Source organism: Collinsella tanakaei, from assembly GCF_030373545.1.
Taxonomy (GTDB): Bacteria; Actinomycetota; Coriobacteriia; order Coriobacteriales; family Coriobacteriaceae; genus Collinsella; species Collinsella tanakaei_C.
On the sequence record NZ_JAUDCO010000001.1, the window covers coordinates 1 to 13,835 of the forward strand.

8 protein-coding genes are annotated in these 13,835 nt (G+C 64.2%); 6 read left to right on the forward strand and 2 right to left on the reverse strand.

Features of this window, described 5'->3' with window-relative positions; genetic code table 11:
- Positions 1-119 precede the first annotated feature (119 nt).
- From QUW00_RS00005 to QUW00_RS00015, 3 genes are all read left to right on the forward strand, one after another.
- A complete protein-coding gene (locus QUW00_RS00005; RefSeq protein ID WP_289612361.1) occupies positions 120-1,103 on the forward strand; it encodes a LacI family DNA-binding transcriptional regulator in 984 nt (327 codons plus the stop codon).
- Positions 1,104-1,337: 234 nt separating this feature from the next.
- Positions 1,338-3,332, forward strand: coding sequence for a PTS beta-glucoside transporter subunit IIBCA (locus QUW00_RS00010; protein WP_289612362.1), 1,995 nt, complete (start codon positions 1,338-1,340; stop codon positions 3,330-3,332).
- Between the two features lie 150 nt (positions 3,333-3,482).
- The gene (locus QUW00_RS00015; RefSeq protein WP_289612363.1) at positions 3,483-4,883 is read left to right on the forward strand and encodes a glycoside hydrolase family 32 protein; all 1,401 of its coding nucleotides are present in this window, start codon (positions 3,483-3,485) and stop codon (positions 4,881-4,883) included.
- A gap of 150 nt (positions 4,884-5,033) precedes the next feature.
- Here the strand turns inward: QUW00_RS00015 and QUW00_RS00020 are convergent, their stop codons facing one another.
- Both QUW00_RS00020 and nifJ read right to left on the reverse strand, forming a co-directional pair.
- Positions 5,034-5,624 (reverse strand): HdeD family acid-resistance protein, encoded by a 591-nt coding sequence (locus tag QUW00_RS00020; RefSeq protein ID WP_289612364.1) that lies wholly within the window; start codon positions 5,622-5,624, stop codon positions 5,034-5,036.
- 319 nt (positions 5,625-5,943) lie between these two features.
- Positions 5,944-9,480, reverse strand: a complete 3,537-nt coding sequence (gene nifJ, locus QUW00_RS00025; RefSeq protein WP_289612365.1) for a pyruvate:ferredoxin (flavodoxin) oxidoreductase — start codon at positions 9,478-9,480, stop codon at positions 5,944-5,946.
- Positions 9,481-9,926: 446 nt separating this feature from the next.
- Between nifJ and QUW00_RS00030 the strand changes: the two genes are divergently transcribed.
- The 3 genes from QUW00_RS00030 (at position 9,927) to QUW00_RS00040 (ending at position 13,803) form a co-directional block, all read left to right on the forward strand.
- On the forward strand, positions 9,927-11,447 hold the full coding sequence (locus tag QUW00_RS00030; protein ID WP_289612366.1) for an alpha-amylase: 1,521 nt from the start codon (positions 9,927-9,929) through the stop codon (positions 11,445-11,447).
- A 1,120-nt stretch (positions 11,448-12,567) separates the two neighbouring features.
- Positions 12,568-13,191 carry a DUF1819 family protein gene (locus tag QUW00_RS00035; RefSeq protein ID WP_289612367.1) on the forward strand — a complete coding sequence of 208 codons (624 nt, stop codon included), beginning with the start codon at positions 12,568-12,570 and terminating at the stop codon, positions 13,189-13,191.
- 9 nt (positions 13,192-13,200) lie between these two features.
- The gene (locus tag QUW00_RS00040) at positions 13,201-13,803 is read left to right on the forward strand and encodes a DUF1788 domain-containing protein (RefSeq protein ID WP_289612368.1); all 603 of its coding nucleotides are present in this window, start codon (positions 13,201-13,203) and stop codon (positions 13,801-13,803) included.
- Positions 13,804-13,835: the final 32 nt, after the last annotated feature.

Consider the following 13,835-nt stretch of genomic DNA (forward strand, 5'->3'; position numbering starts at 1 on the left):
CAACTGGTTACAAACCCCCCACGTCCCCAACCAACCCCCGGACCCGCCGCTTAAGGGAGCCATCCGAGCGCATGCGTGCCTTGCGTTACAATCCTCACAGCCTGAAAGGAGGATGGAGCATGGACATCAACCAGATCGCGCAGATGGCAGGGGTATCGCGGGCGACGGTTTCGCGCTACCTGAACGACGGCTATGTCTCCCAGGAGAAGCGCGCCGCCATCAAGCGTGTGATCGACCGAACCGGCTACGTCCCCTCCCGTCAGGCGAAGACGCTACGCACCGGCAAGACCGACGTCGTGGGCGTCATCATCCCCAAGATCAACTCCGCCTCCATCTCGCGCATGGTCGCCGGCATCTCCTCGGTTCTGAACGATGCCGGCTATCAGATCCTGCTCGCCAACACCGACAACGATGCCGCACGCGAGGTCGACTTCATGCGGCTGTTCACCGAGCGCCGGCAGGTCGACGGCATCATCCTCATCGCCACCGTCTTCACGGCAGAACATCACGCGGCCATCGAGGACCTGCGCGTCCCCGTCGTCGTGCTCGATCAGAATCTGCCGGGATACTCCTGCGTGCACCAGGACGATTACCGCGCCATGCGCGATATCGCCGAGCTCGTGCTCAAGCACGCGCAGCATCCCGGATACATCGGCGTGCTCGAAGAGGACGTCTCGGCCGGCGAGATGCGCCATCGCGGCTTTGTGGACGCCTGCGCCCAGCACGGTGTCGACGTGCCCGACGACGCGCAGACCCGCGCCGAGTTCACCGTCGACTCGGGCTACTCGTGCGCCGAGGCCATCATGCAGGCGCATCCCGAGACCGACGCCCTCGTGTGCGCGACGGACTCCATCGCCTACGGCGCCCTTACCTACCTGCGCGAACATGACATCGATGTGCCGGGCACGGTCCAGGTGAGCGGCGTGGGAGACGGCGAGCTCTCGCAGATCGTGACGCCGCGGCTCACCACAGTGCACCACCACTACAAGACCTCGGGCGTCGAGGCGGCCCGGATGCTGCTCGGCCTCATGTCCGGCGACGACTCCATCCCCCGCGAGATCAAGATGGGCTACGAGCTCGTCGAGCGCGAATCCACCCGCTAAAGGAACAACCGACAGGATGGGGCCGGGTTCAAGCTTGTCGCGACAAGTTTGAACCTGGCCCCATCCTGTCGCAAGTTGAACAAATTGCCGTCCACCGATTGTTTGATACCGTTCATGACTGGAATCGATTTCACATACTGCTGCCAGCGTTGATTGCTGTATCACTCATATGTGAGAACGATTACACATGAGAACGTTCCCGCTCACGAGCAGCCATCGAAGAAAGGGGTTTCAATGGCACTCGATTACACCCAGGCGGCCCAAGAGATTCTCGACGCCATCGGCGGTGCCGACAACGTCGTCTCGGCCGCGCACTGCGCGACGCGCCTGCGCCTCGTGCTCGCCGATGACAGCAAGGTGAACCAGCAGGCCGTCGACAACGCCTCCGGCGCGAAAGGCAACTTCAAGGCATCCGGCCAGCTGCAGGTCATCTACGGAACCGGCACCGTCAACAAGGTCTACGATGAGTTCATCGCCTTGGGCCACATCAGCGCCGCCTCCAAGGCCGAGGCCAAGGCCGCCGCTGCCGAGCAGCAGAAGAACCCGTTCCTTCGCGCCATCAAGCTTCTGGGCGATGTCTTCGTCCCCATCATCCCCGCCATCGTCGCCTCCGGTCTGCTGCTGGGCATCATGAGCGCCCTGTCGTTCATGGACTCCAACGGCTTCATCTCACTTGAGACCGATAACGCCTGGTATCAGATCTTCAACCTCGTCTCCAACACCGCGTTCACGTTCCTGCAGATCCTTATCGGCTTCTCCGCCGCCAAGGCGTTTGGTGCCAGCCCGTACCTCGGCGCCGTCATGGGTATGCTGCTCATCAACCCGGGCCTGCAAAACGCCAACACCGTCGCCACAGAAGGCGTGCAGCAGACCTTCACCGTCATCCCCGGGCTGTATTCCATCGAGTGGACCGGCTACCAGGGACACGTCATCCCCATCGTCATCGCGGCAGGCATCCTCGCGTTTATCGAGAAGCGCCTGCACCGCGTCGTGCCCGAGGCCTTCGACCTGTTCGTGACCCCGCTCGTATCCGTCGCCGCCACGGCCTACATCGTGATGCTCGCCGTCGGCCCCATCTTTGTGTGGGCCGAAAACGCCATCCTCGGCGCCATCCAGCTTCTGCTGACCCTGCCGCTCGGCCTGGGCTCCCTCATCATGGGCGCGCTGTACGCCCCGACCGTCGTCACCGGCATCCACCAGATGTACACCACCATCGATCTTGGCCAGATCGCCAGCTACGGCGTCACCTACTGGCTGCCGCTCGCCAGCGCCGCCAACATCGGCCAGGCCGGCGCCGCGCTCGCCGTCGCCGTCAAGACCCGCGACGTCAAGATCCGCTCGCTGGCGCTGCCCTCCTCCCTCTCCGCGTTCATGGGCATCACCGAGCCGGCCATCTTCGGCGTCAACCTGCGTTTCTTCAAGCCGTTCGTCGCCGGCTGCATCGGTGGCGGCCTGGGCGCCATGTTCGCCTCCATCGTGGGGCTCGCCGCCGCGGGCACGGGCGTCACCGGCATCTTCGGCATCCTGCTGTGCCTGAACCAGCCTGTCCAGTACATCATCATGTTCGCCATCGCAGCTGCCGTGAGCTTCGGGTTGTCCTTCGTCCTCTACCGCGACGCCGCGGACGTGCAGGCCGAGGCCGAGCAGCCTGAGGCCGCCGTCGCGCAGGCAGCCGTAAGCGCCCCCGCACGCGACGAGGCCGAAGCCGCCGCGGTCTCGGCAGCCGCCGCAGACGCCGCGCTCGCCGTCGTCACCAGTGAGCCTGCCGCCAAGGCAACACCGGCAACCATCGTCTCCCCCATCCGCGGCACCGCCATTCCCATGAACCAGGTATCCGACCCGGTCTTTGCCAGCGAGGCCATGGGCGGCGGCATCGCCATCATCCCCGACGAGGGCAAGCTCTACGCGCCTGCCGGCGGCACCGTCATCGTGCTCGCCGAGACCGGCCACGCCGTGGGCATGAACACCGACGACGGCACCGAGATCCTCATGCACATCGGCATCGACACCGTCGGGCTGGAGGGCAAGCCCTTCACCCCGCACGTCAAGGTCGGCGAGCACGTGACCGCAGGTCAGCTGCTCATGGACATCGACCTCGACTACATCGTCGCCCAGGGATTCGACACCGTCACGCCTGTGATCATCACCAACACCGCCGCCTACGATGCGGTCGAGCCCTGCGCAAGCGGACCGGTCGCCGTCGGCGATCCTATCGTCCACGTACGCTGACAACCCTTCTTGGCGAGCTGCCCGCGCGATATGCGCCGGCGGCTCGCCGACATCTATCCGTATGCGGCGCCACTGCCGCAAAGACGCCCGCGTGCACGCCGCGCGGCCTGCAAAACGGCACGCTTTGCGCGCCCCGACGAGGAGGTTTCCATGGAGAGCGATCGCATGAGAATGGGCTTCCACCTCATGCCGCCCACCGGCTGGCTCAACGACCCCAACGGCCTGTGCCAATTTAGGGGCGTCTACCATGTGTTCTACCAGTACAGCCCCGATTGGCCCAATCCGGACGCCCCTCGCGGATGGGGTCACGCGACGTCTGTCGACCTTGTCCGGTGGACGCATCACGGCATGGTGATACGCCCCGACACGGTGGATGAGACGTCCGGCTCGTACTCCGGGTGCGCAGCGGTCGTTCCCGGCGCCGCGGCCGACGGCGGCGACCTGCTGCGCCTGTACTACACCGGCAACGTCAAGGAGCCGGGCGACTTCGATTACGTCACCGAAGGCCGGCGCGCCACCCAGATTCTTGTCGAAAGCGATGACGGCCTTGCGCTCGGGCCCAAGCGTCCCCTGCTGCGCGAGGACGATTACCCCGCCTGCTGCACGCGCCATGTTCGCGACCCGAAAGTCTGGCGCGATCCGGATGGCTCGTGGTGGATGCTCCTCGGGGCGCGCGACGTCGACGACCATGGCTTTGTGCTCGTGATGCACTCGGACGACGGCATCTCTTGGACGTATGCGGGCGAGGCCCGTGCCGATATGCCCTTCGGCTTCATGTGGGAGTGCCCCGACCGCATCGTGCTCGACGGCCATGTGTATCTTTCCTGTTGCCCGCAGGGCATGGGCGAGCGCCCGTGGGCGAACGGCGTTGACGATCAGGCATGCTACTTCGAGCTCGCCGACGGCGTGGACTTGGGACGCGGGACGACGCCCGTGCAAACGGACCGCGCACACCGCTGGGACCTCGGGTTTGACTTCTACGCTCCGCAGACCTTCGTGGACGACGCTGGCCGCACCTTGTTCATCGGCTGGATGGGCGTTCCCCGCGCCCCCTACACCAGCGCGCCCGGCAACATGACCTGGTGCCACTGCCTGACGGTTCCCCGCCTGCTCACGCGCTGCCCCGACGGGCGCATCGCGCAGCAGCCTGTGCCCGAGCTGAAGGCGCTGCGGCAGGGCGCGGTCGAACAAGTGGACGATGGCATGCTGCACCTGCCCGAGCACCGTGGCGATATCGAGATCGACGGCATCGAAGGCCCGTTCTCGATCACGCTCGATGACGCCTTCACGCTCAGTTTTGATGGCACGACGCTGTCGGCGCGCTTCGACGATACTCTGGGCGTTGGCGCGGGGCGCACGCAGCGCACCTGGCCTGTCGACCGCCTCGACAACCTGCGCCTGCTCATCGACAACTCGGCGATCGAGGTGTTCGCCAACGATGGCCGCGCAGCCCTGGCGACCCGCTGGTTCCCGGTCCGCGACGAACTTACGGTCGCGCTGAGCGGCTCCGCACGCACGGTGCGCGCCTGGCGCATGGGCAGCGGCATGTAAAAATCAATCCCCTGCCGACAAGTTTGTACCTGGCACCATCTTGTCGGCGCATGATGCGGCCCTGCACGCGCGGGCATGCAGGGCCGGACAGAAAGGGGGGGCTTATGGGGAGGCGGCTCGCTCGCATGGCAGCAAGCCGCCCGGCGCGCCCTAGCGCTCGATGCGCTTCAGCGACAGCGCCTCGATGAGCAGTGTTACGCCCGCGACCACGAGATACGCCGCAATCGCGTAGGACAAAAGCAGGCTCGAGAACACCGGCATGAGGATGAACACGATTCCCAAGATGATGTTGATCACGCCCGTCACGGTGCCGACCGTGGCGTTGGGAATCTGGAAGTATTTCATCTGACGGGCAAACGACAGACGCTCGAAGCCGGTGACGATGAACAGGAACGCGAGCGGATACACGAGCGTGGCGGCCGTCAGATAGGCGGGCAGCGTGAGCAGCAACACGCCCAGAAGGGCGTTGAGCACGCCGGAAACCGCGAGCGTCGAGTTGCGGAAGAACTCAGGCGTTCCAAAGTACGACGCGATCTGTCCGACGCCATGGAACAGCAGCGCCACGCCGATCGCGATCTGGATGAATGCATAGAAGCTGAACGGTGCGGCCACGCTGAGCACGCCGGTGATGATCAGCAGGGCGCCGAGTACGATCATCCACACCTTTGCCTGCTTGATGCGCTCGTTCCAGCGGTCTATGAAGTCGTTTCGGTAATCGAAGTCAGAGTCGAATATCTGCATGCCAGCTCACCTCAAGCTGTCGGGCTTTCGCCTCGCATGGCGAAAGGTCTTTGATACTCCCTCTTCTACCCGCCCCTGCCCCGCTAATCAGCGTGCCGAAAAGTCACGCCGGAACCATATACCCTACATATTTAGTGGGTTTTTAATCGCGCAGGCCGTTCTCGTCAGGGTTGTCCTCGCGTCGTCACCCGTGAACGCTGGGGGCGCGCCCGACACGCCTCACCCAAACGCCGCCCCGCCCTCGTTTCATAGAAAAGGACCCCGAGGCGAACCCCGGGGTCCTTGTGCCGAATCTAATCAGCGAGGGCTACCGCAAGCCTTAGACCTCAGCGTAGAGATCCTTGAGCTTCAGCAGGTGCTGATAGCGATCCATAGCGGCCTGCTCGTTCTCGGCGAAGAGCTCCTGCGCGCGCTCGGGGAAGGAGCGGAGCAGGGACGCGTAACGGGCCTCGTTCATCAGGAAGTCCTGATAGCCGCCCTTCGGCTCCTTGGAGTCGAGGGTGAACTTCTTGCCGACCTCGGCAGCCGGGTTGAAGCGGAAGAGGTTCCAGTAACCGCACTCAACAGCCTTCTTCATCTCCATCTGGCAGTTCTGCATGCCGCCCTTCTTGATGGAGTGCATCTCGCAGGGGCTGTAGCCGATGATGATCGACGGACCATCGTAGGCCTCGGCCTCCTGGATGGCCTTGAGCGTCTGAGCCGGGTTGGCGCCCATGGCGATCTGCGCCACGTAGACGTAGCCGTAGCTCATAGCGATCTCGGCGAGGCTCTTCTTCTTGGTGGCCTTACCAGCAGCGGCGAACTGAGCGACCTGGCCCAGGTTGGAGGACTTGGAAGCCTGACCGCCGGTGTTGGAGTAGACCTCGGTGTCGAAGACGAACACGTTGATGTCGTGGCCGGAAGCCAGGACGTGGTCCAGGCCGCCGAAGCCGATGTCATACGCCCAGCCGTCGCCGCCGAAGATCCAGAAGGACTTCTTGGTGAGGTAGGACTTGTCGGCCAGGATCTCCTTGGCCTTGTCGCAGCCGCAGGCCTCGAGGGCAGCGACGTACGCAGCGGCAGCGGTCTTGGAGGCCTCGGCGTCCTTGCGGGAGTCGAGCCATGCCTGACCAGCGGCCTTCACGTCCTCGGGCGTGCCGTCCGCGGCGATGAGCGCCTCGGTGTCGGCGACGAGCTTGTTCTGGACGGCCTCGTAACCGAGAGCCAGGCCCAGACCGTGCTCGGCGTTGTCCTCGAACAGGGAGTTGTTCCACGCCGGGCCGTGACCGTCCTTGTTGGTGGTGTACGGGCAGCGGGCCGCGGGGTTGCCCCAAATGGAGGAGCAGCCGGTGGCGTTGGAGATGAACATGCGGTCGCCGCAGACCTGGGTCACCAGGCGAGCATAGGCAGTCTCGGCGCAGCCAGCGCAGGAACCGGAGAACTCAAGCAGCGGCTGCTTGAACTGGGAGCCCTTGAGGTTGTTGGTCTCGAGGACCGGCTTGGGCTCGACCTCGGCGACGCAGTAGTCGAAGACGGCCTGCTCGGCAGCCTCCTGCTCCTGCGGAACCATGGTGAGGGCGCCCTTCGGGCAGACCTTGACGCAGTTGGTGCAGCCCATGCAGTCGAGCGGGGAGATGGCCATCGTGAACTTGAGACCGGTGTCCTTCGGCATCTTGATGTCGAGGGTGCGCAGGTTCTCGGGGGCGTTGGCGATCTCGTCCTCGGTCAGGCCGAACGGACGGATGGTGGCGTGCGGGCACACGTACGCGCACTGGTTGCACTGGATGCACTTGGTCTCATCCCAGTGCGGGACCATGACGGCGACGCCGCGCTTCTCGAACGCGGAGGCGCCGGTGAGGAACTGACCGTCCTCGTGGCCAGCGAAGGCGGAGACGGGCAGCTCGTCGCCCTGCATGCGGGAGATCGGGTCCATGATCTCCTTGACCTGCTTGGCGATGGCGGAGCACTCGGCGTCGGTGAGCTCGGCGGCCTCGTCGGTGGCGTCAGCCCAGTCGGCGGGAACCTCGAACTTGCGGAACGCGGTGGCGCCGGCGTCGATGGCCTTCCAGTTGGCCTCGACGATGGCCTGGCCCTTCTTGGCGTAGGACTTCTCGGCGGCGGCCTTCATGTACTCGATGGCGTCAGCCGCGGGCAGGACCTGCGCCAGCGCGAAGAACGCGGACTGCAGCACCGTGTTGGTGCGCTTGCCCATGCCGACCTTCTCGGCCAGGTCGATGGCGTCGATCAGGTAGACGTTGATGTTGTTCTTGGCGATGAAGCGCTTGGCCTCGGCGGGCATGTGCGCGGAGAACTCCTCGTCATTCCACTGGCAGTTCACCAGGAAGGTGCCGCCGGGCTTGACGTCGCGGACCATCTTGAAGCCCTTGACGATGTAGGAGGGGTTGTGGCACGCCACGAAGTCGGCCTTGGAGATGTAGTACGGCGAACGGATCGGGGAATCACCGAAGCGCAGGTGCGAGATGGTGACGCCGCCGGTCTTCTTGGAGTCGTACTGGAAGTAGGCCTGGACGTACTTGTCGGTGTGGTCGCCGATGATCTTGATGGAGTTCTTGTTGGCACCGACGGTACCGTCGCCGCCGAGACCCCAGAACTTGCACTCGATCGTGCCCTCGGCAGCGGTGTTGGGAGCGTCGTCCATCTCGGGCAGGCTGAGGTTGGTGACGTCGTCCACGATGCCGACGGTGAACTCGCGAGCGGGAGCGTCCTTCTTGAGCTCCTCGTAGATCGCGAAGGCGGACGCCGGGGTGGTGTCCTTGGAGCCGAGGCCGTAACGGCCGCCGACCACGGTGATGCCGGTCTTGCCAGCCTCGAAGAGGGCGGAGACGACATCCTGGTACAGGGGCTCACCGATGGAGCCGGGCTCCTTGGTGCGGTCCATGACGGCGATCTTGGTGCAGGTCTCGGGCAGCACGTCGACGAAGTGCTTGATCGAGAACGGGCGGAACAGGCGGACCTTCACGAGGCCGACCTTCTCGCCATGAGCGTTCAGGTAGTCGATGACCTCCTCGAGCGTGTCGCAGAAGGAACCCATGCAGACCACGACGCGGTCGGCGTCGGCGGCGCCGTAGTAGTTGAACAGGCCGTAATCAGTGCCGAGCTTGGCATTGATCTTGCCCATGTAGTCCTCGACGACGGCGGGGAGCTCGTCGTAGGCCTTGTTGCAGGCCTCGCGGTGCTGGAAGAAGACGTCGCCGTCCTCGTGGGAGCCGCGCGCGGAGGGGTGCTCGGGGTTGAGCGCGTGATCGCGGAAGGCCTGGACAGCGTCCATGTCGACCATCTCGGCGAGATCGTTGTAGTCCCAGATGGCGACCTTCTGGATCTCGTGGGAGGTGCGGAAGCCGTCGAAGAAGTTCAGGAACGGAACCTTGCCCTCGATGGCGGCGAGGTGCGCCACGGGAGCGAGGTCCATGACCTCCTGGACGTTGCCCTCGGCGAGCATGGCGAAACCGGTCTGGCGGCAGGCCATGACGTCGGAGTGATCACCGAAGATGTTCAGAGCGTGGGAGGCGACGCAACGGGCGGACACGTGGAAGACGCCCGGCAGGCCCTCGCCCGCGATCTTGTACATGTTCGGGATCATGAGCAGCAGGCCCTGAGACGCCGTGTAGGTCGTGGTCAGAGCACCGGCACCGAGCGAACCGTGGACGGTACCGGCGGCACCGGCCTCGGACTCCATCTCGATGACGTTGACGGGCGTACCGAAGATGTTCTTCTTGCCCTGCGCGGCCCACTGGTCGACATGGTCGGCCATCGGGCTGGACGGCGTAATCGGGTAGATACCCGCAACTTCGGTGAACGCATACGATACGTATGCGGCCGCCTCGTTGCCGTCCATAGACTTGAACTTACGCGCCATATACCCCTCTCCTCTCAAATTGGGTGTACATGTTCCGAGGACCTGTGCCCCCGGGGATTACCGCGCATGGATGCCCACCGGCGATTGGCTGGCATCGATGGATCGTGAAAATCCACATGCACGATTATTGTACTCCGAACGGACAGGGCGGCAGGCGAAATCTGCAGCTTAATTTAGCATGATGGATTGGTATGGATACCAGCGACTTCTCTCGGCTTAGGCATGGGATGGGGCCGCCGTGCAGGCCAAAAAGAACAGCGACGGGACACGCCGCGAACCCAAAAAGCGACAAGAAGGTGCCAGGTACAAACTTGTCGCGACAAGATGACGCCGGGTTCAAACTTGTCGCAAAATGCCGGCAACCGCAGGCGCAACCGTCGGTTCAAGGCGGGCGGCACGGAGCCGCACTGCACTACAATGGGCTGCTCCATATCGAAAGGGCACCCATGAACGGAATGATTCTGCAAGGATTCTCGTGGTACCTGCCGGCGGACGGGTCGCACTGGCGCCGTCTTGCCGAGCAGGCGCCGACCTTCGCCTACGAGGGGATCACGGCGGTGTGGCTGCCGCCCGCCTACAAGGCCGAGCAGGGCATCAACGACGTGGGCTACGGCGTCTACGACCTGTACGACCTCGGCGAGTTCTACCAGAAGGGCACCGTGTGCACCAAGTACGGCACGCGCGCCGAGTATCAGACCGCCATCGACGCCCTCCATGAGAGCGGCATCCAGGTTCTGGCCGGCATCGTCCTCAACAGCGCCTCGGCGCCGATGATGCCGAGGACGTCCAGGCGCGCGAGGTGCAGGGACTCCAACCGCGAGGCGGTGTCCGGCGATCTGCAGACCATCTCGGCGTGGACGCGCTTCGCCTTCCCCGGGCGCGCGGGCGCCTATTCGGACTTCACGTGGGACTGGACGTGTTTTCACGGCGTCGACTGGGATGATCGGGCTAAGCGCAAGGCGATCTTTTTGTTCGACGGCAAGGACTGGGACGACGCCGTCGACCGCAGCGAGAACGCCAACTACGACTACCTCATGGGCGCCGACGTCGGCGTGAACGACCCCCGCGTGTACGGCGAGCTCGTGCGCTGGGGCTGCTGGTACGTGGACGCGTGCGGGCTCGACGGCTTCCGTCTGGATGCGCTCAAACACATCGATCGCGGCTTCTACCTGCGCTGGCTCGCCGACGTGCGCAAGCACGCGGGACGTGAGCTGTTCTGCGTGGGTGAGTACTGGGGCCGAACGTCCGACGAGCTCGATGGCTACCTGGGCGGCGAGCGGGCCATGTCGCTGTTCGACGTACCGCTTCACTACAACCTCCAAGCAGCATCGTGCTCGAACGGCAACGTCGACCTGTCCCAGATCTTCGCCGGTACGCTTGTCGAGCGCGATCCCGTACACGCCGTGACCTTTGCCGAGAACCACGACACGCAACCCGGCCAGGCGCTGCAGTCGTTCGTGCAGACGTGGTTCAAGCCCGCCGCCTACGCGCTGATCCTGCTGCGCGAGGCAGGCTATCCCTGCGTCTTCTACGGCGACCTCTACGGCATGCCCAACGATGGCAACATCCCGGCGGTGCGCGAGCTGCCGCTGCTCATGGAGATCCGTCGGCACTTTGCCTACGGCGTGCAGCACGACTACCTCGACGCGCCGGACGTGATCGGCTGGACGCGCGAGGGCGACGCCGAGTACAAGGACAGCGGCCTGGCCGTGGTGATCACCGACCGCGACGGCGGCGAGAAGCGCATGTTCGTGGGCGCGGGCCACGCCGGCGAGACCTGGAGCTGCGTTGTCGGCGAGCAGGACGACGTCGTGGTGGACGGCGATGGCTGGGCCACGTTCCGCACGCTCGGCGGGCGTATCTCGGTCTACCTGCCCGAACGCGCCGCCGATGCGCTCAAGCACGACCGCGAGCTGCACCGCATCGTCCGCGAGACGGCCGAGGACACCGAGGAGCTGCGCGCGTAACGGGTCGGCCGGCATGCCCCGCTGAAGCAGCAAGGCCCCCGGCATAGCCGGGGGCCTTGCTGCTATCCGACCCGCGGCGCGCCCATCCTGCGCAGGGTCGCCGTTCTGCTTGGGGCGGAGCCGGGGATTGCTCCACGGGCGATCCTGCGGCTTTCGCCGATGAATACCAATTTGCGGCCTGCGGATGTCTTGGCGTTGCAGGCGATGCCGTCTGTGCCGCCCTGGCGGGTGAGCTAAGGCAGACCCGAGGCGCGTTTCTGCAGATTTTTGCAAGTTATGTACCGCCCCTTTTCCGCCCCGGCGGTTTCGGCACCGCAGACGGGCTGTTCTGCCGACGTTTCCGTAGCTCGGACGCGTCGGATCACCTGTCCGTTTGTGCCGTTTCCCCGGGTATCGAAATCAAGCGGTACACAACTTGTAAAAGCCTGCAAAAAGCGGCCATCCGCCTGCCGCCGGGCGTGGCGAACGCAGGCGCCAAGATGGTGCCAGGTTCAAACTTGTCCATAGAGCCGCAGCTCATAGCTGAACCTTGCTGCAATAAGGCCAGCGGCTGCCCGCGACGGGGATCCAAGGCGGCGGAGCTTTTTTGGCGGGGCCGCCTACCGCTTAGCGGTGACCGCTCCAAAGGGACTAGGCAACATGGAACATGCGCGCCTACGAAACCGCCGCCAATTCCATCGTGGAGCGGGATAGGCGACCTGCCACGCACTAGGCCGCAGTGTTTCGACACACAACGGTATACAATGGTTGGAATCAGGCCGAACCTGTAAAGGAGCCTCGCGTGGTTTTCCCTGCATTTGAGTGCAGGGAGGGGGGCGGAAAAATCCGCTCTCACCCGAACGACCGATAGCATAGCGAGACGTAGCATTCCGTCTGCTACGTCACATCCTCGCGGGCCTCATGCGCCCCTTACATATATCTATACAGTAGCACCCTGTAAGAGCGCTCTACATCACGTCGAGCCAGCCGTCAGCCGCAAAATCAACTGGTATATACCAAATTGTTGCTCAACAAAATACGATGTTATTGATGTATCAACGGAAGTAATGTATTCCGCATGCATCCAAGGAGATCGGCCCATGGAGCAGCATAAACGCCGCATCGCGCAGGCAGGTGCACGATGAGCGCCCCGAGCGTCTACCGCGGATCCATCACGCGCGAACAATGGCTGGTTAACGAGACGCGCACTGTAGCCCGCCTGATCTTGGACGAGGGCCTCGCCGAACAAGCCGGCCTAATCCAAGCGGTCGTTGCCACCAACCCCTTCCAATATCCAACGGAGCGTGAGATCAAATCGATCACGCGCGCGTGCTACCGGCGGCTTACCGCGCTCTCGGACGACCCCGACCTGCGCGCCCGTCTCACGGACCTGATCGCTCACGGCACGCCCGATCAACTCATGCAGACGAATCTCTACGCCATGATGCGCGACAACCGCATCGTGTGGGACTTCATGGCCTGCGTGGTCGCCCGCAAGTTCACCGCGCTCGACCTCACCCTACGCAAACACGAAATCGTCGACTTTATCGAGGGTCTACGCGCCCAAGACGAAAAGGCCGCCCGATGGAGCGCGGCGACGGCGAACAAAATCCGCCAGGTGCTCACCGCCTGCCTGGAGCAGTGCGGCATGTACGACCGCAAAACCGAGCAGCTCGCTCCCCTGCTGCTCGACTTCGACCTCGAACACGATATCCGAGCCAACGGCGACGCGGACATCCTGCCCGCCTTCGGCATAACGGAATAGGAGGCGCGCATGACCGCTTCGGAATCCCCCACGCTCGCCATGAGCTTCGAGCTCATCCGCTCGCGCCTGTCCGACCCCGAGTTTTTGGAGGGCCGCGGCATCAGCAACGAGGTGCCATTCTACATCTTTGCCTACGACGCCGCCCAAGAGGACGAGGTCCGCGCACGCACCGACCAGTTGCTCGCCGATGCCGCCGCAGGTCTCATCCCGGCACACATCGTCCACTTTGACCTGTGGGAGATCTTCCGCGAGATCTGCGCGTACTACGACATCGTGGGCGACCTTGAGCGCCTGGAATCCCAGAAAGGCTCCGATGCCCTGCTCGCCCATATCCGCGAGATCGCCATGCCCGAGGATTTCGTTACCACCATGGCCGAGCAGTTCGAAGCCGAATTCGGCAAGCCCCAGCCTGGCCGCGACGTCGTGCTGGTCACCGGCGTGGGCAAGGTCTACCCGTTCGTGCGCGCGCACGACATCTTGGAGAACGCGCAGCCGGTGTTCGACAGCATCCCATTCGTGCTGTTCTATCCCGGTCAATACGACCAGCAGACGCTGCGCCTGTTCAACTCCATCGCCGACGGCAACTACTACCGAGCGTTCACGCTGCTCTAACGCGACCAGCCTCTGCCCGCACCAAAGCGGAT

Excerpts from the sequence above, each read along its gene's own strand:
- QUW00_RS00020 (WP_289612364.1), bottom strand. The coding sequence starts at position 5,624 with ATGCAGATATTCGACTCTGACTTCGATTACCGAAACGACTTCATAGAC.
- QUW00_RS00040 (WP_289612368.1), top strand. The coding sequence starts at position 13,201 with ATGACCGCTTCGGAATCCCCCACGCTCGCCATGAGCTTCGAGCTCATC.
- nifJ (WP_289612365.1), bottom strand. The coding sequence starts at position 9,480 with ATGGCGCGTAAGTTCAAGTCTATGGACGGCAACGAGGCGGCCGCATAC.
- QUW00_RS00030 (WP_289612366.1), top strand. The coding sequence starts at position 9,927 with ATGAACGGAATGATTCTGCAAGGATTCTCGTGGTACCTGCCGGCGGAC.
- QUW00_RS00005 (WP_289612361.1), top strand. The coding sequence starts at position 120 with ATGGACATCAACCAGATCGCGCAGATGGCAGGGGTATCGCGGGCGACG.
- QUW00_RS00015 (WP_289612363.1), top strand. The coding sequence starts at position 3,483 with ATGGAGAGCGATCGCATGAGAATGGGCTTCCACCTCATGCCGCCCACC.
- QUW00_RS00010 (WP_289612362.1), top strand. The coding sequence starts at position 1,338 with ATGGCACTCGATTACACCCAGGCGGCCCAAGAGATTCTCGACGCCATC.
- QUW00_RS00035 (WP_289612367.1), top strand. The coding sequence starts at position 12,568 with ATGAGCGCCCCGAGCGTCTACCGCGGATCCATCACGCGCGAACAATGG.